Source organism: Flagellimonas chongwuensis (assembly GCF_013376415.1).
Classification (GTDB): domain Bacteria; phylum Bacteroidota; class Bacteroidia; order Flavobacteriales; family Flavobacteriaceae; genus Flagellimonas; species Flagellimonas chongwuensis.
The window spans coordinates 883,732-904,461 of record NZ_WYET01000001.1; the positions used below are offsets into that span (position 1 = coordinate 883,732).

Below are 20,730 nucleotides of genomic sequence, written 5' to 3' on the forward strand. Positions count from 1 at the left end.
ACTAGCAACATCCGCCACCGTTGTAGTGGTATGTGCTTTCACTTATAAATATTTCATCCGAAGCACTGGCCAAGGCAGCGGCTGTTTTGTCACATACCGCCAAAGGTTGGTTTTGTAGTAGCATATGCCCTTTCTGGTCGTCAAAATAGGCTTCATCCCCAAAATAGATGGCTGTTTTACCCGTAAAAACACAGGGGCCATCCGCTGGCATAGGGTCTTTTATAGCCGCTATTTCAATGGACTCGATATGGATAATCTCTTTTGTCGGATAATGGTTGGGAGATAATACCCTGTACGATCGTTTACCTCTAATTTCTATAGTACCAAAACCAGCGTCCGTCAACACTTTTACATAATCTTTCAAGGGAATACTACCGCTCAGGCATTGAGCCCTAAGTCTATCATCATTACGAAGCTCCTCACTCATCGGTTGTTCGCAAATAGGGTCGCTCATCACCAATCTTCCATGGGGCTTCAGTACCCGGTACATTTCGGAAACGGCTTTTTTAAGATCATCTATCTTAAAAATATTGAAAAGACAATTCTGTGCCGCCACGTCAATACTTTCATCCTCCACAGGAAGATTCAATGCATCACCTTTCACCAAATTCACGTATTCGCTCTTGAACCAATTATTTTCTTCTTCGGCTATTTTGAAATTTTTTCGGGAAGCCTCCAACATCTCATCAACTGAGTCCACACCGGTGACACCCCATTTTTGTCTAGAAAAATAAGAGAACTGCAATAACTCCATTCCGCCACCGACACCCACGTACAATACCTTGGGATTGTTTACCAGGTCTTGCGCGGAAACCGTGCTTCCACAACCATAGTTCATCTCTTGCATGATCTTGGGAATGGAAAGCCCGGGGAACTGCCAAATGGGGTTAGTGGTGCAGCAAAGCCCCACATCGGGTGTTAGTGCTGCTTGTTTGTATAGGTCTTGGGTGGCGTCTAAATAGCTCATAGTTCTTTGATTAATTCTTTGAATAGTTTGATCATTTTGGGTTCCGTTTGCCCAGCAATCCTTAAAATCTCCTCAACTTTAACGGGTTCAAGGTTCTCCGGGTCGCATTCGTCTGTCAGTACGGAAACCGCTACGATAGGTAGTCGTAAATGATTGGCAACAATTACTTCCGGTACGGTACTCATGCCTACAGCATCGGCGCCCATTATTTTAAGCATCCGATACTCCGCCTTGGTTTCCAATTGTGGACCTACTACAGAGGCATATACACCTTTTTTTAATGAGATGCTCTCACGTTCTGCAATAGCAATGACTTTTTTGCGCATTTCTGGGTCATAAGGTTCGCTCATATCCACAAATCGGTCGCCGAATTCGGATACATTTTTAAATGCTAAAGGTGAACCTCCCTGAAGGTTGATGTGATCTTCGATCAGCATAATATCCCCTTTTTTAAAGTCAAGATTGATGGCGCCAGCAGCATTGGAGACAAACAGTTTTTTGATACCAAGTTGGTGCATGACACGAATAGGATAGGTGATATCCAAAAAATCATAACCTTCATACAAATGAAAGCGTCCTTGCATTACGATTACTTTCTTGCCCTCAATGCTTCCGTAAATCAATTTGCCCGTGTGGAATTCCACTGTGGCCAACGGAAAATAAGGAATATGGTTATAGTGTGCCTCAATGGAATCTTCAATGCTGTCCACCAATTGTCCTAGCCCTGTGCCCAGTACAATACCAATTTCAGGGGTTTCAAATCCTCGTTTTTTTAAGTATTCAACGGATTCTGCTATCTGTTTTTTTGTCATTTTTTCATGTGTTTTAAAAATGGCGCAAAGGCCTCAATATCTTTAATGTCTTCATAGTAGTCGACATCGTTTTTTTCATTCAAAAGAACGAAACTGTCCTCTTTTATATCGGATAAAGTATCGGCAAGCACGGTGTTTGTTCCCCATTTTTTATTTTGGAACAATGCTGTTTTTAAAGATTTCATTCCCAAAAGATAGTATCCTCCATCTTCTGCAGGACCTATCACATACTCGTGATGTTCAAGTTTTGAAAATGCTTCTTCCAAATCGGATTGATTCAGATGGTACATGTCGCTTCCAATAATAATGATGTTTTTAAAACCTGCTTGGAAGCCCTCTTTAAAAGCGTTCATCATCCGTTCGCCCAAATCCGTTCCGGTTTGGAGTTTTTTGGAATATAAGTTGTTGTTCCAAATATCATTCTCCCAAACCTCTTCCGAATAGTAGACCCATTTTTCAACCTTCAAATCTTTGGTGAACGACACGGTCTTGTCCAACAAAAACTTATAAATTTCCAATGCGGCCTTATCCCCTACTTTAGAAGCCAATCGGGTCTTACATTTACCAAGTTCGGGGTTGCGGGTAAGAATTAAAAGTAGGTTTTTGCTCAACTTATTTGGATTTAGCTGGGGTTAAAAACGCTGCTTAAAGATAGAGAGTAATTCTGAGGACAGGATGTTTTCCGGTACGATTTTTAAAAAAAGAGATATGGTTGTTTGAAGGGATGGGATAGCAATGAAAAAGGGCACCTGTAACGGGGCCCTTTTTGAGACACATTTTTTAACTATGGGTAATTTGGATTGGGCCAGTGTTTAGTATAGTTAACTAATGTATAAGTATATGCTGCTAAAAAGAGAGTAAACGGATAGTGCAATTACAGCGTACCAAAATAGGTATCCAAGCTTTGCTTCTACAGTGTTCATTTTTTGGTGTTTGTTTTTAGTTGGGTTAAAACTTCAGCCCTAAATTATTCAAAACACACCCGTGTGCAATCTATATTTTTATTGGTTGCACTTTTTTGGGCATAATTGGTCGTAAAAGTTATGTAAATGGAAAAAACGAACTTATTGGAATATAGCGACTCCTGTCCAATAAACGGTTTATTTGTTGAAAAACAGTGTGTTAGGAAGGTTTTAAGGGAGGTAGTATGAGGATGTTGTTGGGGAAAGATGCATTTTTAATATAATCAACACCCTTCCCCAAAAATGAATTAAGCCAAAGGAGAACCTTTGAGCCGTTTTTCTATTTTACGCTTTTTAGCGGTAATGTTCTTCATGGTTTCCATTAATTTGGAATCCTTGGTCTTTTTATAAATTTCGTTGATCGAAAGAATCAAGCTCTTTGCTTCTCTTGAGGCCTTAACCCTATCGCTGGTGGACATGTGGCTCATGGGCCTTTTTTCAAACTCTTCCGCCTTTTGTAGTAACTCGTGGGTCATTTTTTGTTTTTAAAATTATTCGCAATCGGCTAAATATAAGAGTTAGTTTGATATTTTTTGCCTATGGAACGATTTGATTTTCATATTTATGAAAACATTAAGAAGTCTCTTGGTGAAGTGTTGAAAAAATCTAAATAGGATAGTCAAAAAAGTGTTAAGTAATTGATTCTGTGTTGCTTTTTTATTGGACAATTTGTTGAAAACGACAAGTCCAAATCAATTTCAATGTTAAATTAATGTAACTTAATTGTAAGTTTATCATTATTTGAAGTACTTTTGGTCCAAAATTTTTTGACTTGGAAATCATCTGGAAGAGCTTAACGGGAAAGACTGCTTTAGACCACAAACAAAAGGTGGATTTAGAGTATGCCGTGCGGCTTCAGGTAGTAAAGATAGTAATAAAAGAGGCGGAACATCTGATGCCTTATCTTTCTTTGGTGGCAATAGAAATAGATGCGGTCAAAGGCAACGTCTCGGTGCATGGAGATACACCTGAACCTCTTTATTCCAAAATTGCCAACAAATTGAAACAGCCCGTTTCCAAGAAAATTTCCAAGATCTCTTCACCTGTTTTTGCTACACTTAATTTTTAAGATCATTTACGTTGATCAAAAAATGGATTGAGTAAATCCCAATCTATGGATATGGGTAATTTTACTTTATTAAAAGTATTCGATATGGCAATTATTGGAAACATTATCAAAGGGGTTATCGAGGCAAAAGAGGCCTTGAGCAGCGAACCCAATCCTATAGACGAACAGAAGGAGGTACTTAATGAATTATTGGACAGGGCCAAGGATACCCAATTTGGCAAGCGATATGATTTTGCCGCCATTTTGGAGTCGGATAATATTCAAAAAGCATTTGCGGAGGCCATACCTTATCACGATTATAAAAAAATCACCGAAGAGTGGTGGAGCCGGACCATTGATGGTGAACCTGATATTGCTTGGCCTGGAAGTCCTGACTTTTTTGCTCTAAGTTCAGGTACAACAGGTAAAAAATCCAAAAGGATTCCGGTAACCGAAGATATGATCGATTCCATAACCCGAGCAGGGAGGCATCAAGTTTATGCGATGAGCAATTTTGATATGTCTGCGGACTTTTTTGAGAAAGAGATCATGATGTTGGGAAGTTCTACCAACCTGCAAGAGCGAGACGGTAAAAAAGAGGGGGAAATTAGTGGGATAAGTGCAAGCAATATTCCTTTTTGGTTTAAAAAATACTATAAGCCCGGCGACCAAATTGCCAAAATCGATGATTGGGACGAGCGAGTGCTGTCCATTGCCAAAAATGCCAAGAACTGGGATATAGGAGCTTTGAGCGGTATCCCATCCTGGATGGAACTTATGCTTAAAAAAGTTATTGAGTACCATAATGTGGACAATATCCATCAAATATGGCCCAATCTACGTGCATACACTTCGGGAGGGGTTGCTTTTGAACCTTACGAAAAAAGTTTCAATGCGTTGTTGGACCATCCGATTCAAATTATTGATACTTATTTGGCTTCGGAAGGATTTTTTGCCTGCCAGAACAGACCGGAAACCTCTTCCATGAAATTAATTACGGACAATGGAATCTATTTTGAGTTTGTTCCCTTTGAACCCAAATATGTTAACCAAGATGGTTCATTGACAGATGATGCTCCCTCGATTACTTTGGATGAGGTTGAGGAAGATGTAGACTATGTTCTCATTATTTCAACGGTTTCTGGCGCTTGGCGATACATCATTGGAGACACCATTGCGTTTACCGATGTGGAACGGGCCGAAATCAAGATTACAGGTCGCACCAAATTCTTTTTGAACACCGTAGGTTCACAGCTTTCCGTAAACAAACTTAACGATGCCGTGAAGCATTTGGAAGATGAACTAGACATTAAAGTGCCGGAATACACGCTATGTGCCAAACGTTTCGATGATGGATTTTACCACACATGGTATTTGGGTTCCGATAGCAAATTGGACGAAGAGAAAACTGCCAACGTTTTGGACGATTATTTAAAAAGCGCCAATAAAAACTATAAAGTGGCACGTAGCAAAGCTTTGGAAGGTGTGAAAGTGCACTTTGTGCCCCAAGAGATGTTTGCCGAATGGAGCGGTGCCAACAAGAAAAAAGGAGGACAAGTGAAAATGGAGCGTGTAATGGGAGAGGAACGTTTTAAGGAATGGGAGGATTTTGTATCCCAAAAAGCTTAACCATTTCCTTCTATGGAGTCCAGTTCTTTTACCATTTCCATAATCTCATCAGGAGAAAGGTAATATTGTTTAATACGTGTCTTGTAGGTCTCGTCTATTTCAGAGTTGTCGAGGATAAACCGCTTTGTTTTCAGAATGTATTCAGACATTCCCCTGGACACGGCGAAGGAATCTGCCGCACGCTCGGCTTTTTTCACAAATTCTTTTAGCAAAACGTATCTAATGCCAAATCCTATGAGGTTTAGGTTGTCCCTTTGCTGGTAGTCCATTACGTGGCCCAGTTCGTGACCTATCCACCCGACCAAAACATCTTTGGGTACATCCACGGTCTTGAACTCTTCACCGGATATCTTGAACTTTTCACTGATCAAGATCACATAGCTGCGCTTGTTCTTTGGTTTTAGCAGACCGCTCCAAGTAGGTTGGGCCTGCATTACCGATTTTTTGATGTTCTTTTTGAACTTGAACTCAATAGGGATGCCCTCTAGTTCCGGAAAGTAGCCCAGTGCAATTCTAGCCTCTTGCTCGATGCTCTCGGGTATGCTGTTTTTGGGTTTCTTCAAAATACTGATAACTAAAAATACCGATAGGGACAGTAGTAAAAGTAGTTTTAGCTTTCTTTTCAAAATTTATGGGTTAAAAAAAGGGCAAATTACAATTTGCCCTTTTTAGTGTGATTATTTGTTTTTCTAAAACTGGTATCTAAGCCCTAGGGCGATATCCAGGTCAAGGTCGTCCGAGTAGTCATCGTTGAAACCAATTTCCGGTCTCATATCCAACGAAATCAACAATGGAATATCAAAATCGTATTCAATACCTATATCACCAGCGATCAGGGCAAATGCACCATCGTTTTCACCAGCATCAAAAGACCCAACACCACCACCGGCACCTACGTACCAATGGAATCCTCCATCTATGGGCATTACCCACTGATAAAGACCTACCAGTTTAAAGGCTTCTACATTATCGGAATCTCTCCAACCAAGGTCAAACTCCAATCTGTTGTTCTCGTGCAAATAACGCTGATAGGAGATTTCCCCTCCAAAACCGTCATTGTCGCCAACTCTTATACCCAATGCGTTCTTGGATATACTTTGGGCACTAAGTGCTGTTGCTCCGATTAAAAATAGAAATAAAATTGCGTTTTTCATGATAGTTTTATTTTGACACAAAGGTAATTCTGTCCCAGAATCTGCTTATCTCAAATAAATTAATCATTGATTCAAATAAGCAGGAAGATTAGATGACGGGTTTGAAGAATTTGAAAAGACCTTCAAGAAATCTTAGCCAGATCGTTCTGTTTTGATAGCGTTCCAATGTGACCAAATCCGCTTTTTCACATAGTTTTTCGAACTCGCCGATCATTTCTGTTGTTATTTCCTTGTTGTAGATAAGAATATTGGTCTCGTAGTTGAGCTCAAAACTCCGAATATCAAAATTCCCGGAACCGATGGAGACCAGGTCATCATCCACGATCATGATCTTGCTATGGGAAAAATCGGGCCGAAAATAAATTTTGACCCCTACTTCCAATAATTCCTCAAAGTGGGAGAACATAGCAAATTTAGCTGCTTGCGAATCGGATTTTTTGGGAACCAACAAACGTATTTCCACACCTTCCATGGCAACTATTTTCATGTTCTCCAGAAAGGCCTCTCCCGGTACAAAGTAGGGGTTTGCTATACAAATGGACTTTTGAGCCTGGTTCATCATTCCAATGTATTGTTGCATTATAGTGGGATGTTTCGAATCTGGTCCCCCTGCAACGAGTTGTGCATCCACATCGCCGGCCTTTTGCTGTTCGGTAAGGTAATCAGGGATATGAAAATCTTCCTTGTTGCTCGCAAAGAAGTAATCTTTCAGAAAAATAAGGTGTAGATCGTTTACAATGGGGCCTTCGAGCTTTAGATGGATATCTTTCCATTTGCCCAGCTCATTTTTTCGACTTATATATTTGTCCGATACATTCACACCACCGGTAAAGGCAATTTTGTTATCGATGATGACGATTTTTCGATGGTTCCTAAAATTAAGGGAGAACAACAAATTGGTCAGCCGTATCGGCATTATGGGATATATTTTTACGCCGATGTCCTCAAACTCTTTCCTGGGCCGCCCACGTAGCTTGTAGCTTCCAAGGGAGTCGTAGATGATTCGAACTTCTACGCCTTCTCGTATTTTTCTTTTAAAAAGCTCCAGCATTTTGTCCAGTAGGGTGCCTCTTTCCAAAATATAGTATTGAACGTGGATGAACTTTTCGGCTTTCTCCATCGCCTTAAAAAGAACATTGAAGGTTTCGCCCCCATCTTGGAGCGCTGTTATGGAGTTGCCTTTTTTTGCTGTACTGTCGGAATTGGTCTCGATCAATCTATTGAGCCGTTCTTTTCGGATATCGTCATCAAAATGGGTCAAGAATTTTTCTTGGGTGGAAATCTTGGGGTGGGTGTACTTATTTCTTTTGTCGAACTCCTTGGTATTGAAAAATTTGAACTTTCGGCGGTTCATACCAAATAGATAATAGAGTGCCGCGCCCAAATAGGGGAGAAAAATAATGGCAAGCGCCCAACTTATGGATCTTGATGGCCTCCTGCCATGGTAGATAACCGCACCAATGGCCCAAATGGAAGTAAGAATGTAGATTGCGGTTAGAGCGGTATTCACATTTAATGGCGGTGTTTGTTTCTCCTAAGGTATAACGAAATGAATTTACTGCTCCTGTATTTTGTGGTAAAATTGGTGCGAATCAAAAAAAACTCTGGCGATGGTGCCAGAGTTTTTCCAGTGTGTGCTAATGGTTATTTTATTGAGGGCTGTCGTCTGTAGCGTCCTCTACTTCGTCTTCAACGTCTTCGGCGGCGTCTTCGATACCATCACCTACATCTTCAGCTGCATCTTCTACTTCTTCGACGGCTTCTTCGGCCTTATCTTCATTTGTTTCTCTGCAACTCGTCATACTCAAGGTAAGCGCCATTGCAATAAAAAGTGCGAATAAACTTATTGATTTTCTCATGGGTTCTATATTTAAGGGTTAATGATTTTATTGTATTTCTTGGTTTTATAATCTTTTTCTTCCTGAAATCAACGATATGATAAACAGTACAATAAATATGAAGAATAGAATCTTGGCTATACTTGCTGCACCTGCAGCGATTCCACCAAAACCGAATACACCGGCAATAATGGCCAAGATGATAAAGATGATTGTCCAACGTAACATAATAGTAGTGTTTTTTAAGTTAGTGCCCGATTATCCTTTAATCGGTACATTACAAATGTCGTTCACTTTTTTCCCGAAGCTTGCCGTTTTCCGATTATATGTTGACTCAAAAAAATAGAATTTTAATAGATTGATGCATAATGGTTTGTCTTCATTTTTTAGGAAAACAGGGAATCTATCTGATAATTTGAGGTCAAGTTTTTAAGAAAGAATTCGTTGGAAATACGTTTGGCTTTCAACTTGGTGTTATGTGGCCTTTCAATAATTTCTTTGAGGCTTTCCATGTCATGGCCATCGTTCAGCCAAACCGATACTTTTTCCTTTGGAACAATAATAGGGGCAAGGTTGCTGATGTTGTGGTAGTTAGAAACAAAGTTGTCGGTTTTGCCTACCATCAGTGCGGTACATAAAAATCCGTCGTTCAACATATTGTAAGTGCCTGCCAAATAGAACGGCTTTTCAGATTCTTGATGGATATAATAGCTACAGGTATTGCCGTTGTCCAACAAATGGGTGTAAAATCCGGTGACAATGATCACGCAACGCCTTTCTTTAAAAGAATCCTTCATCCAAGAAACGTTTTCCAATTCATCCAGTTGCACGTTCAAAGTATTGGCATTGTCTTGGAAAATGTGCCAATCTTCTTTAAAGTCCTGCGGCATAAGGCCCCATATGGCAAATGTTATTTCATTTTTGTTTTCCATTGTCACCACGCTTATGTTGGTCTCATTAAAGCCGTTAATCAATGGGTTGGGAGTGTATAAATTTGGATATCTGAAGGGAATTCCAAACTCCTTTTCTATCTCGCTTGTGCTAGCTTCATTTGAAAGTTTGTAAATCATAATCTTCTGTAATATGACCCCAAGTAAGCAAAAGAAGCTCGGAAAGGTTAACGCAAATAATTTTAATCGTGTTGCTTTCGATATATGTAATTAGGGGACTGACCTTGTACAAAGGCCAACAAAGAGTATATTTATAGGATTTAGACCCAATAATCAAATAAAAGTCAGTTGTAGACCCAATGATCAAAATTAAAGTAAAGGCCCAAGATACTGCGGAATCTGTGGAGCAGATAAAAAATGTTTTAGGAGGAGCTATTGAAGAGCAGTGGGGGCAGCACCAGTTGAAAGTTTCCAACGACAAGGCAAAGGGCACTATACGTTTTATAACGTTTGACTGGGGCGTGAGCCTGTTGGAGTTGGACATTACCTTTTTTGATGAGGTTTTGATAGAAGTGGATACATCCGACTTTAACCCGATCAGTTTTTATTATTGTTTGGAGGGCTATTGTGGCCATAAGTTCGGGTACCAGCCAGAAGATAAGATAAAGATCATGGAGCAGTTCCAGTCCGTTATCCTTACCAATCGCGATGGCGGGATCACTGACAGGTATTTTCCCAAGGATATAAAAATTTCCCAAACCGTGATACAGGTGCGCAGAAAACCATTTTTGCGCAAAAGGTTGAACCAAGGCGAAGAACTCAATAAAAAGCTGTACCAAGTATTTTTGGATACCGATCACGAAAAGGTTTTTGCCTACTACGGATCCTACAACCTAAAAATGGCCGAGGTGGTAACGGCCATAAAAAAGGTGAAGACCAAAGGTATGATCCGCATAATGATGATCGAGGGGCTGGTGTACCAGATTCTATCCATGCACATGATTCAGCACAACAAAGAGGTGTTGGATAAAAGACCGCAGACCAGTTTGCTGAAAAGGGAGTTAAAGGTGGTTCGCAACTATGCCAAAAAGATAGAAAAGAACATTGCCAAGGATTTTTCGTTGGAGGACATTTCGGCCGAGACCGGGCTCACCCAGGCCAAACTACAGGAAGGCTTTAAACTGCTCTACAACAAAACGGTGACCGAGTATATTAGGCACGCCCGTTTGGAACTGGCCAGAAACTACATTGCCACCACCGAAATGAACATCTCCGAAGTGGTCTACTCCATCGGGTTTACGAGCCGGAGCTATTTTTCCAAGATCTTTAAGGAGAAATTTGGGCTGAGCCCCAGTGAATTCAAGAACAACAAAAAAAGCGCCCAAGTGGAGGGCTAACCGTTGTCTTGTTGCCCTACGGGTTTGCGAGAAAGTAGCGGGGAGAGCTCCTTTAAGTCGCAAATGCCTTGGTAGGTATGCGTTACCTCCACCCTAAGGGAAGGGTCGGGGGCATCTATCCTAAAGGATAGCATTATTTTTTCTTCATCTACCAGCAGCTTGCCGTGGTCCAAAGGGCGGGGTAGGGACAGCATTTCTATAGTATGGAACTCTTTGGTTTGCGGCATACGGAATTGAAAGGAAAAGCGGAACACCAGATTATCCAGTACCGTAAGTTCTGCTAGATCGCTACAAGGTATTTTTTTAAGGATAAGGCGGCTCTGCGGCCGACACACATGGTTTAGGAATTGCCCGTTTTGGGAGTTGTGGATTTCTAGGGTTGCAAAAGTAATTTGTAACGGGGCAGGGGAAGTTTGGTGGAGGAAGTTGGTAAATGTGGATGAAATAGGATGTGATGGCATGGTAGGTAATTTTAATGATTGGGAATTTTCAAATTTAGATAAAATGACGTTTACGTCATTAATTTCGACACCTAAAATTTTGACATTGCTGTCGTATGATGGACAACGACGACCAAAATGTTGATTTTTTGAAGGACTTAGCTAGCCGGATTAAGGGCTTGAGAGAAGCTAAAAATCTTACCCAAGAAGACGCCTACAATGATACTGGAATCCATTTTGGACGAATTGAAACTGGCAAATGGGACCCAAAGTTCAGTACTATCAAAAGAATATCTGCCTATTTTGATTTAAGTATCACCGATTTTTTTGCTGAGGGTTTTGATGAATAGGCAATTTCCTTCCATGTTGAATGATTTGACAAAAGAAGAAGAACAATTCCTGATTAAATTCGGTGAGCACATACGTCGCTTACGTAAAGAAAAAGGGATGACCCAGGCTGATTTAGTATTTGAGGCCAAGGTTCATGGTAATATGATAGGCAGAATAGAGCGGGGTGAGCGGGCAGCCAATATTCTTCAACTTCAAAAAATAGCCTTAGCTCTAGATGTAAGTATTCCGCAGCTTTTTGAGTTTGAGGATTGATTTGAATAGATTGTACTGATTATCAGTTTTATTCCTAATTTGTGAGGTATAGAAGTGTGATTTGTGTTTCTGTAAACATACTCTACTCATTTAAAACTAATTTCAAATAAATGTTAGAAATTCAATTACCAATTCCATGGGAGAATAAGAAAATAGAATTTGAAAAAATTCCAAACCTTATGTTTTTAGTCGGTCCTAATGGCTCAGGTAAAACAAGATTTGCTGAAGAATTGAGTCAACACCTTCCAAATTGTAGAACATTAAGTGCAGACAGATTATCAGGAATGTCAGCAAATCACAAAGGTTATGATACTATTTTTGGTGATGACAGATTTGAAAAGGGTTTTAATAAGGAACAATTTGGGCAATATATTACAAGCAGTACAAAACTTGGGTACGGTATTGATGCTTTTGTTTTGCTTGAAGAAAAATATGATTTAAGAATACAAATAGAAGCAACTCTTTCACAGCTTTTAAACCGAGAGATCCGAATGGAATGGGATAGTGGAAGATTACAACCAATAGCTTATAACAGAGATACTGAAAAATCATATAAACTACATAAAGAAGAATGTCACGGAATTAAAGAATTACTGATTTTACTAACTCATTTGTACGATGACAAATATGAATCATTGATAATTGATGAACCTGAACTGAACTTACATCCACAGTTTCAATCATATCTTATTCAAGAAATTAGACGAGTAGTTAAAAATGAAAAATATCGAAAGAAAAATGTTGTTTTAATTACACATTCTCCATTTATTCTTGATATAAAGAGTTTAGAAGATTTAAAAGCGATAGTTTCTTTTAACACCAAATTTGATGTGCCATCTCATCTAATGAATCTTGAGTATGAAAAATTGGTTCAATTTGAAAATCTAATTTCTCAACTAAATGTTCATCATAAACAATTGTTCTTTGCCGATAGTCCGATTTTTGTAGAAGGTATTTTTGATGCTATATTTTTTCAATCCATACAAAACAAAAGAGGTGTATCTTTTGAGGGTGCTGGAAGTTGTATTATTGATGTTGGAGGAAACAACCAAATTGTAAATTATTTTTATTTATCAGAATATTTAGGGAAACACTCTTATTATATCTTTGATTTAGACAGTTTATTTACTTATAAACTTAGGAAAGGTGCTGACACTTCGGATTTGATAAAAGATTATTTAAGTTCTATCGGAGCAGGTGAGAACTTCCAAAGTGCCGTGAGTGACCTTGAAAGAAGCCTAAAACAACATATTGAAAAAATTAGAGATAATGAAGTTCCTGAAAGCTTATCTGAATTAAAAAGATTTATTGAAAGATCTTTAGCTGAAAATAATTCTGATTCTTGGAGAAAAGCTAGAATAGCCTTTTTAATTCAATTAAACACTAATAAAGATTCATTTCAAGACTTCATAGAAAATAGGTCCCTCATTTTTATAAAGTCCAAGATAGACAGTCTAATTAGTTCCTTGAAAAAGAATCAAGTATATCTATTAGAAAATGGGGCACTTGAAAATTATTTCCCTTCTTATCAAGGAAATAAATATAAAATTCAAGAAGACTTAAAAAGGAAAACTTTAGAGGATGAACTTCAGATAATCACTCAGTTAAATGATTCCGAATTGAAATCTAGATATAATGGTTTATATGAGATATTGCTTGACTTCCCTTCGTCAAGTAAAATTGATTATAAAGTGCAAATAAAAAACCTATTATCTGACCTAATTTTTAATATTCAAAAGGGGGCTAACAATAAATCTTTTAATTCTAAAGAATCTATAATCAACTATCTGGGAAATGAATGGAAAGCAATTTCTAGAGTCCTTGAAATAGAAAGCTTTGAAATAAAAGCGGTTGGTTATTCTTGTAAACTAAAAATATTTGACAATTGGGAATTGGGTGAGATAATTTACGAATTTAATCAAGATACTAATCCATCTAAAATTGAGATGTAATAGCAACTATAATAATTTTAGAAGATAATAAATAGTAACTAAGGGCACTGAATTTCAAACAAAAACCATGTTTATCGCCCAACCAGACCTCTTTGAAATAAACTTTGTCGAGTAGTATAATCAATTAAAAAGATTTAGGTATTCTTTAAAAACATACACTCTACCTCTTTTACCTCCAGTTACTTCGGTCAGTATTCCAAGTTCTTCAAGATCGTCTATTAAATTATAACCTGTTTTTTGGGAGACGTCCGTTATTTCTACCACTCTGTTTACATCAACGATTGGCCTTTTTAGTAAGTGGGCCAATACTTTTTGCGCATTGTTGGCCCTAGAGCCCAGGGTTTGGATGTTCAATTCCGCTTGTTGTTTCAATTTAAGTATATCGTTAAAGGTTTGCACCCCGTTTTTGGCAGTTTCAATGATTCCCACTAAAAAAAACTTGAGCCATTGTTTAATATTGTTATGGGTCCTTGCACGCATTAAATTATCATAATATAAGGTCTTGTTGCGTTCAAAGAAATCGGATAGATAGAGTATGGGCTTTTTTAAAATTTCTTTGTTTACCAGATAGAGTGTAATCAATAACCTGCCTACCCTTCCGTTTCCGTCCAAAAAGGGATGTATGGTCTCAAACTGATAGTGTATGATTCCAATTTTGAGCAGATCAGGGAAGAACAGTTCTTCGTTGTGTGTAAATTTTTCCAAGTCGCCCATTAGTTCTCCAATAGTGTTGTGTACGGGCGGTATAAATATGGCATCATTTAAGGAGGCTCCCCCTATCCAATTTTGGCTTGTTCTAAATTGACCGGGCATTTTGTGCTCCCCTCGCACCCCTTGCAACAAAATCTTGTGGGTTTCTTTTATAAGGCGGCTGGAAAACGGGATTTCTCCCAGCATTTCAATGGCTTTTTGCATGGCAAGAATATAGTTTTGAACCTCTTCCCAGTCATCTCTCTTTTCTTGACTTACATCTTCCTTGTCAAGTAATGCCTCTTCCATATTGGTCTGCGTACCTTCGATTTTACTACTTTGGGTAGCTTCTTTAAGAACGTGCATACTAATGAATAGATCAATATCGGGTATGTGTTCGCTGTACATGTCCAATCTTCCCAGTTGTCTATCGGCTTGCGATAATAGCTGCAAAAGTTCCATGTCTTCCAAGAGCCATTGTCTATTGATGGGTTCGGGCTGAAAACTTTTGTAATATCCCTGATTAATATATTGGCCCGCTTTAAAATTTTTCATGTATTTTTCAAATTACAACTCCATATCTTTTCATTGTAAAATAATAAAAATATCTACACTGTCATTTCTTTTATTGTAAAAAAATAAAAAAAACTACAATAACAAGGAGTGAAGTTGTAAAAACGGCTTCATTCCAGTATAGTTGTGGTTTGTAGGGGCAGAAAAAAGAAAGTGTTCAAAAATACGTGGAAGTAAAAGCTGTTGAGTGAATTCAGCTAAAAACAAAAAACCCACAAACCAAGTTTGCGGGTTTTTTTTGTGGTACCTCCAGTACCATATTGTTTTTTAACTTAAATTAACTTCGATTCATTGTAATTCTCTTTAATTGTCAATAAATACAATGCTTTCACAATTAAGTGAGATTAATTTTCATTAATCAGAATTTTGATTAAATAATCGAAAATAGCACCCTGTGTAGCACCCTTCTGGAATTTTATAAGTATTTTTAAAATAAAAAATGCAAGCAGTTCAGCGTTCTAAGGGAACAATTCGATTTACTTTCAAAGAAAGTATGGCCAACCTTAAAAAAGAGCCTAAAAAGGAATCTTTGATAATGCTTCACTTTAATTATGGAAGAGGCCAAAGGTTCAAATATAGTACGGGGTATTATTCTTGCTTTTTAGATTGGGATTTGAAAAAACAGCGTATTCGCAACAAAGCCCATATTTTGAATGGGGGCTATGTAAATGATTATCTAAATATGCTTGAAACCGAGTTGTATAAGGAAATAAGCACTTTGGATGCAAACGGCATTCCCGTTACCAATAAGCATTTGAAACAAAAGCTAGACCAAGTTACGGGTAAAAGTCAACCCAAAGATATTGATGAGCCAATAGGATTGTACAAATACATGGATAAATTCTTAGACCATAAAAAGGGCAAAATAGCAGATGTTACTCTACGTTCCTACAAACAGACAAAGAAACTACTGGAAAGATTCAATCCAAATCTGGATTTTGACGGAATAGACCTCAAATTTTATGATGATTTTGTTCTTTTCTTGGAAGAAGATGATAAGTCATTGAATACAATCGGTAAGCATATTAAAAACCTTAAAGTTTTTCTGCGAGGTGCTACCCAAGATGGTGTCAACAAAAATATGGTCTTTACAAGAAGCGATTTTAAGGCTCCAAAAGAACAGACCACGGCTATTTATCTTAGTTTAGAAGAATTGGGCAAGATTGAAAATTTGGATTTAAAGGACTCGTCAAAAAAAGAATTAGCAAGGGATATTTTTATTATTGGATGTCATACAGGGCAAAGAGTCAGTGATTATAATGGTTTAACCAAAAATAATATTGTTGAACTTGAAAGGAATAGTAAAAAGGTCAAGTTTTTTAAGATTAAACAAAAGAAAACGGGGAAGGAGGTATATTGTCCCATCACTAAAAGTATTAAGAATATTTTGAAGAAACCCCGGTACGGTGGCGCCCCACCTCCTAAGATGAACGAACAGGAGATAAATGAAGAAATAAAGAAAATAGGACATAAAGCAGGTATCAAAGAAAAGATAGTTCTGGAATATACCCGAGGTGGAAAAAAGGAAATAGAAACTGAATTTAAGTATAATCTTATCGGGACTCATACGGCAAGACGGTCTTTTTGTACCAATATGTATCTAAAGGGTATGCCAGTTTTTGATATTATGCATTTTTCAGGACATACTACCGAGAAGGAATTTTATAAATATATTAGGGTTGAAAAAGAGGAAAGAACTCTTAATATAGTTTCTAACGGTTTTTTTGAAATATAATGGACTACGAAAAGGAAAAACGTTTTAATGATTCAATAAAACATATAAACGGAGGATTCCATGGTATTGTCAAGACATTAGTTGGTTACAATCTACTTAGTAATGTCAAAAAGGTAGAAGAACAATTGCTCAAAGGTGATGAATTTACCTTTAATATTGATGATTTAAGATTTCCAGGTGGGCTTCAGCAATTTATTGAGAGTTTGGTTATCAATATTTTGGAACCGCATTATTCCAACTTTGACCCTTTCAATGGTAGCATATCTATTTTTGGCGGTGGTACTCCTTTGGAAAAGAGCTTGGAATTTGTTGAGAATTTGCAATTGGAAGATGATGAGAAGGAGAAAATTAAAAAGGTTTTATTAAAAAACAAATATAAGGATTCGGCCTTTTACCAACTTGTTGATATTTATGATGACTATATAGGTCATGTTATGTTCAATGTGAACAACTATTTGACGGATTTCTCTATTGAAATAGATTATCGTAAAAAGAAGTTTAGGCAATTGCTTGAACGACTAGAGACTGCCATCGAAAATAACAAGGACTTGGATAAAAATGCTCCTAAACATTTGACTAGTTATGTTGCTCTTGTGAATCCAAAATTCATAGAGTTGAAACGAGTGTTGCTCAAAGAATTTAAGGAGTATATACCGAAAGAGGAACCAATCAATCTTGGTCAATCCAAACAAATTCTATTGGCAGATTTAATTGATGGAGATCAAAACTTAGATCTTTATTACCGTTTTGAAAAGAAATTAGTTGTTCGATTTTTCATCAACAAGGAAACAGATCAATGGTTGGAAACACCGAAGCTGTTTGTAAGATTTTACTGTTTTTGTGAGTCCAAAGGTATGTTTAAACAAAGGCACAAGGAAAAACGCTCTGGCATTAATATTCTTAGAAAAATCTATTCTTTTGATGGCGGTAGGTCCTTAGACTATCCCAATAAACGAAAACTGGAAAAAAATCTCGCCGCCGACTATTTTTTTTTGGATGTCTAGTCCACTTTTAGTCCACTTTTTATTTTTCTTCAAATAAAATAACCTTTATCAGTTATTTGATTGGTCGCTTTTGAGGGCCAATTTCAGTCTTACCACTAAGTCCATTTTTTCTTTTTTGATGCTGTCATTTACCAGTTTTGCTACGTTGAATCATTCGAAAGGTTCAAATGAAAATTTTTGAAAAACGTAAATCTATTAACAATGCAAAACTTTTTAAGCCGCCATCAAGTCGCGGAAATGCTAGGAATTAGCTTGGTAACCCTTCACAACCATAAGAAGAAGGGTATTTTAAAACCGTCCCATAAAGTTGGGCGCAAACCATTATATCTTTTGGAGGATGTTCTGGAGCAGATCAAATTGTCTAATACCAAAAACTTAAGATATGATAGATAATTTGAGATTTTACCTAATGGATAAAGATTTATTCGATTATCAAATCGAGAAAAGTGGAGTAATAGACCTGACTTCACAGTATAATAGGCATACGGGGGAAATAGAGGAGTACCCAAAAAAGGGAAAGTATTATAATTTGAGTGTGGATATTTATCAGTATAGATCTTATGTTACTGGTAGCTTCCATAAGCTTTTTAACAACATTGTCCATGGTGAGAATCACAATTACAATGATTTCAGATATTGTGAATTTTTGCAAATCTTGGAATGGGCCCAGGACGAAATTTACGTTCTACCAGATAAGACCAGTATAACCAACCTTGAGTTCGGGTTGAATATTGAAATCCCTATGGATGCTGATATTTTTTTGGATTACATGCTCCTGATGTATGATTTCAAAATTGCCACTAGGAATGAGGTCACTAGTAGCAAGAATTTCAGGGAGTTCAAAAAAACTGACTATTCCCTCAAGGTGTACAACAAATCAAAGCAGAACATGAAGAAAACCAATGTTGTGAGGTTTGAAGTGAAGATCACCAAATCCCGACTGCTGCATAAAATGGGTATTTATTCGCTTGAGGATTTAAAGTCCCGGAATGTGATGATAAAGCTATTTGAGCTTCTTCTGGTACAGTTTGACAAGTTGTTGATAATAGACATGAAAGGGATGGTAAAAGTCCCAGACAAAGCTTGTGCTGGACTTATAAAGGATTTTACAAACCCAAATTATTGGAGTAATTTGAAGAATTCCGTGAGTAGTAAGGTGTTTAGGCGTGTGGTGCGGGATTGCCGCAGATATGTTGAGGAAAATGAGCTGGATTCCGCCCAATTTGCAATAAGGAAACTGTTACAGGATAAATTTGAACAGATGATGAATTGTTATGGTGAAGCAATCCAAAAGGCGGCATAAGGGACTAATTGTCAATTATAAGATTTGTTGCATTTTACCCAATCGAGTTTTTTGGCTTGGTTGGGTAATTTCTTTTAAAGAGGAAGGGAATTCGAGAATAGTTATAGTATTTGTCAATATTCTATATTACGTTCAATAATTGTCTTTGAACAATAAAGTTTTGCAAATTCAACTCTTTCTTTGGCCTCCATATAATATTTATTGAAGACAAGTTGTGGCCCTTTGAAACCTAACCGCAATAATTTCGATTCTATTTCATTCATGTTTCGTGAAGCTTGGTCAAACACTTCTCGACTTCTTGAAAAAGACATTATAGTCCAATCTCCCTGATTGTTGTATTCATACTGGAAATTAAGGTCTAATGACTTATCGCTTACATAGTCGGTATCAATGTTTATTCCAATAATGTTGTTTTTATTGTCCAATGAATATTTAACGATACTTTTTTCATTATCATTTCGGAGCATCGATTTGATCTGATCTCCTTGATATGCAAAACCTTTATAAGAATCCAAATTGTTGTTACTTTCTTTGAAGGCTTCTTGTAGTTTCCCTTTGGAATACTTTATTGTTTCATTTTTGGTCTTTGACACAATTTTTGATAAAGAAGGAATTATTTCATTTGGGTCTGTTTTTAAGTAAACATCGATTTGTTCATTCCCTTTTGATATTTGGATATGATTTTTTTGAATTAATTTGTGATTGAAGGTAATACTGTCATTTCTGACATCTGATGCAATTGTAATCTTTTTTAGAAAATTGCCTTTATGATGAAATCGAATTTTTTCAAATGAGTTTTTGTGAAGTTCTATTAGTTTGTTTTCATCATTGTAAATGCACTTAAGTGTATTGGTATTGCCATCAACTTTGCATGAATATGAGGTTATTTTTCCTTCCTTGAATTGGATTGAGACATCGTAACTTTCCATATCCATTAGAATTAGTTCGTTTAAAAAATATTGGTTGGCGGTTATAGGTAAGTTGTTAATCATATTGATGTTTAGATTTCCCATATATCTAAAATCACTTGAAGAATATGGGTAATCAATAAACTTGGAGTAATGTTCTTTATTTCTTACGCTTGGAAAATACCCGCCCTCTGTAGGGGATAAAATTTTTCTTTCATAGATTACTTTTTTTACACTGCTGTTTAAATCCAATAAAATTGCGTGGTTGAGATATGGTTCTTGAAATTGATAACTTTTATTTTCATTGCAGGAAAATAAAATGCTAATGGCAAGAAGGGTAAAAAAGAGGATTAAAAGTCTATTTTGCATTGAAATCTTTTATTGCTTTATAAACTCAGGCTTTGATGCTTGGTTTTCCCAAACAATAACCGAGTCAGACTTTCTTGAGAATTCATAGATTACAGATTGGCCAGCAGGAAAATTCATGGTCAATCGATAAGAACCATCTGTTTTTGTCTCTTCGGTTGAAGCCTCTTCACCAGCGTCGCTATAAAACTTTAGCTGGTCTTTATAGCTGACCGCACTTACACCGTTGATTATTGTAATAACATCGTCCGCTTCAAATCGAAATCCAGTAGAATCGGAAAGCCAAGTCCCCAAAATCCAGTTAGGTGGACTTATTGAGCTTTTTGAACCTGAGCCATCATCTGAAGATGAACATGAGGAAATAAGAAAAATTAAAAGGACACTAAAAAATGGTTTGATAAGTTTCAGTTTGCTCATGGCGGTTAGTCAATTCTAGGGAATATATGATATTTCCTTGTT

23 protein-coding genes are annotated in these 20,730 nt (G+C 37.3%); 9 read left to right on the forward strand and 14 right to left on the reverse strand.

The genetic code is table 11. From position 1 onward, the window contains the following. Position 1: 1 nt before the first annotated feature. The 4 genes from arsM to GUA46_RS03880 all read right to left on the reverse strand — a co-directional run bounded on the left by arsM (position 2) and on the right by GUA46_RS03880 (position 3,217). Entirely contained in the window at positions 2-967 is a 966-nt protein-coding gene (arsM, locus tag GUA46_RS03865; protein WP_176619364.1) for an arsenosugar biosynthesis arsenite methyltransferase ArsM, read from the reverse strand. Beyond that, complete coding sequence (locus GUA46_RS03870; protein WP_176619365.1) at positions 964-1,779, reverse strand: purine-nucleoside phosphorylase; 816 nt, start codon at positions 1,777-1,779, stop codon at positions 964-966. Before GUA46_RS03870 ends, arsM begins: the two co-directional genes overlap by 4 nt. Continuing rightward, a complete protein-coding gene (locus tag GUA46_RS03875; protein ID WP_108245969.1) occupies positions 1,776-2,390 on the reverse strand; it encodes a TIGR04282 family arsenosugar biosynthesis glycosyltransferase in 615 nt (204 codons plus the stop codon). Before GUA46_RS03875 ends, GUA46_RS03870 begins: the two co-directional genes overlap by 4 nt. A 599-nt stretch (positions 2,391-2,989) precedes the next feature. Next, positions 2,990-3,217 carry a hypothetical protein gene (locus tag GUA46_RS03880; RefSeq protein WP_176619366.1) on the reverse strand — a complete coding sequence of 76 codons (228 nt, stop codon included), beginning with the start codon at positions 3,215-3,217 and terminating at the stop codon, positions 2,990-2,992. Between the two features lie 296 nt (positions 3,218-3,513). On the opposite strand from GUA46_RS03880, the gene GUA46_RS03885 reads away from it, so the two are divergent. Beyond that, positions 3,514-3,810, forward strand: a complete 297-nt coding sequence (locus GUA46_RS03885) for a hypothetical protein (protein WP_108245967.1) — start codon at positions 3,514-3,516, stop codon at positions 3,808-3,810. A gap of 84 nt (positions 3,811-3,894) precedes the next feature. Further along, positions 3,895-5,418, forward strand: a complete 1,524-nt coding sequence (locus GUA46_RS03890) for a GH3 family acyl-acid amido synthetase (protein WP_176619367.1) — start codon at positions 3,895-3,897, stop codon at positions 5,416-5,418. On the opposite strand, the gene GUA46_RS03895 is transcribed toward GUA46_RS03890, so the two are convergent. The 6 genes from GUA46_RS03895 to GUA46_RS03920 form a co-directional block, all read right to left on the reverse strand. After that, the gene (locus tag GUA46_RS03895) at positions 5,415-6,044 is read right to left on the reverse strand and encodes a hypothetical protein (protein ID WP_108245966.1); all 630 of its coding nucleotides are present in this window, start codon (positions 6,042-6,044) and stop codon (positions 5,415-5,417) included. The genes GUA46_RS03890 and GUA46_RS03895 overlap by 4 nt on opposite strands. 63 nt (positions 6,045-6,107) lie before the next feature. Beyond that, complete coding sequence (locus tag GUA46_RS03900) at positions 6,108-6,572, reverse strand: hypothetical protein (protein WP_108245965.1); 465 nt, start codon at positions 6,570-6,572, stop codon at positions 6,108-6,110. An 88-nt stretch (positions 6,573-6,660) separates the two neighbouring features. Next, positions 6,661-8,082, reverse strand: coding sequence for a cardiolipin synthase (gene cls / locus GUA46_RS03905; protein WP_176619368.1), 1,422 nt, complete (start codon positions 8,080-8,082; stop codon positions 6,661-6,663). A 139-nt stretch (positions 8,083-8,221) separates the two neighbouring features. Further along, positions 8,222-8,374 carry a hypothetical protein gene (locus GUA46_RS03910; RefSeq protein WP_313790851.1) on the reverse strand — a complete coding sequence of 51 codons (153 nt, stop codon included), beginning with the start codon at positions 8,372-8,374 and terminating at the stop codon, positions 8,222-8,224. A gap of 102 nt (positions 8,375-8,476) precedes the next feature. Beyond that, complete coding sequence (locus tag GUA46_RS03915) at positions 8,477-8,638, reverse strand: DUF1328 family protein (protein ID WP_108245962.1); 162 nt, start codon at positions 8,636-8,638, stop codon at positions 8,477-8,479. A 158-nt stretch (positions 8,639-8,796) separates the two neighbouring features. After that, the gene (locus GUA46_RS03920) at positions 8,797-9,480 is read right to left on the reverse strand and encodes an SOS response-associated peptidase family protein (RefSeq protein ID WP_176619370.1); all 684 of its coding nucleotides are present in this window, start codon (positions 9,478-9,480) and stop codon (positions 8,797-8,799) included. 179 nt (positions 9,481-9,659) lie between these two features. Here GUA46_RS03920 and GUA46_RS03925 point away from each other — a divergent pair, with 179 nt between their 5' ends. Continuing rightward, on the forward strand, positions 9,660-10,697 hold the full coding sequence (locus GUA46_RS03925; protein WP_176619371.1) for a helix-turn-helix domain-containing protein: 1,038 nt from the start codon (positions 9,660-9,662) through the stop codon (positions 10,695-10,697). On the opposite strand, the gene GUA46_RS03930 is transcribed toward GUA46_RS03925, so the two are convergent. Next, entirely contained in the window at positions 10,694-11,158 is a 465-nt protein-coding gene (locus tag GUA46_RS03930) for a hypothetical protein (protein WP_176619372.1), read from the reverse strand. The two genes, GUA46_RS03925 and GUA46_RS03930, sit on opposite strands and share 4 nt — an antisense overlap. 128 nt (positions 11,159-11,286) lie before the next feature. On the opposite strand from GUA46_RS03930, the gene GUA46_RS03935 reads away from it, so the two are divergent. From GUA46_RS03935 to GUA46_RS03945, 3 genes are all read left to right on the forward strand, one after another. After that, positions 11,287-11,487: a helix-turn-helix domain-containing protein gene (locus GUA46_RS03935; protein WP_229418424.1), complete on the forward strand. Its 201-nt coding sequence runs from the start codon at positions 11,287-11,289 to the stop codon at positions 11,485-11,487. A gap of 13 nt (positions 11,488-11,500) precedes the next feature. Beyond that, entirely contained in the window at positions 11,501-11,740 is a 240-nt protein-coding gene (locus tag GUA46_RS03940) for a helix-turn-helix domain-containing protein (protein WP_176619373.1), read from the forward strand. Between the two features lie 110 nt (positions 11,741-11,850). Then, entirely contained in the window at positions 11,851-13,692 is a 1,842-nt protein-coding gene (locus tag GUA46_RS03945) for an ATP-dependent nuclease (RefSeq protein ID WP_176619374.1), read from the forward strand. 120 nt (positions 13,693-13,812) lie between these two features. Here GUA46_RS03945 and GUA46_RS03950 read toward each other — a convergent pair whose 3' ends face one another. Continuing rightward, positions 13,813-14,937, reverse strand: coding sequence for a Fic family protein (locus GUA46_RS03950; RefSeq protein ID WP_176619375.1), 1,125 nt, complete (start codon positions 14,935-14,937; stop codon positions 13,813-13,815). 457 nt (positions 14,938-15,394) lie between these two features. Here GUA46_RS03950 and GUA46_RS03955 point away from each other — a divergent pair, with 457 nt between their 5' ends. The 3 genes from GUA46_RS03955 (at position 15,395) to GUA46_RS03970 (ending at position 18,997) form a co-directional block, all read left to right on the forward strand. Further along, entirely contained in the window at positions 15,395-16,690 is a 1,296-nt protein-coding gene (locus GUA46_RS03955; protein WP_176619376.1) for a tyrosine-type recombinase/integrase, read from the forward strand. Next, the gene (locus GUA46_RS03960; RefSeq protein ID WP_176619377.1) at positions 16,690-17,694 is read left to right on the forward strand and encodes a hypothetical protein; all 1,005 of its coding nucleotides are present in this window, start codon (positions 16,690-16,692) and stop codon (positions 17,692-17,694) included. The genes GUA46_RS03955 and GUA46_RS03960 overlap by 1 nt, the downstream gene beginning before the upstream one ends. Positions 17,695-18,076: 382 nt before the next feature. After that, positions 18,077-18,997: a hypothetical protein gene (locus tag GUA46_RS03970; RefSeq protein ID WP_176619379.1), complete on the forward strand. Its 921-nt coding sequence runs from the start codon at positions 18,077-18,079 to the stop codon at positions 18,995-18,997. A gap of 113 nt (positions 18,998-19,110) precedes the next feature. On the opposite strand, the gene GUA46_RS03975 is transcribed toward GUA46_RS03970, so the two are convergent. Together GUA46_RS03975 and GUA46_RS03980 are read right to left on the reverse strand one after the other, a co-directional pair. Beyond that, complete coding sequence (locus GUA46_RS03975) at positions 19,111-20,274, reverse strand: hypothetical protein (RefSeq protein ID WP_176619380.1); 1,164 nt, start codon at positions 20,272-20,274, stop codon at positions 19,111-19,113. Between the two features lie 9 nt (positions 20,275-20,283). Further along, positions 20,284-20,688, reverse strand: coding sequence for a hypothetical protein (locus GUA46_RS03980; RefSeq protein ID WP_176619381.1), 405 nt, complete (start codon positions 20,686-20,688; stop codon positions 20,284-20,286). Positions 20,689-20,730 lie beyond the last annotated feature (42 nt).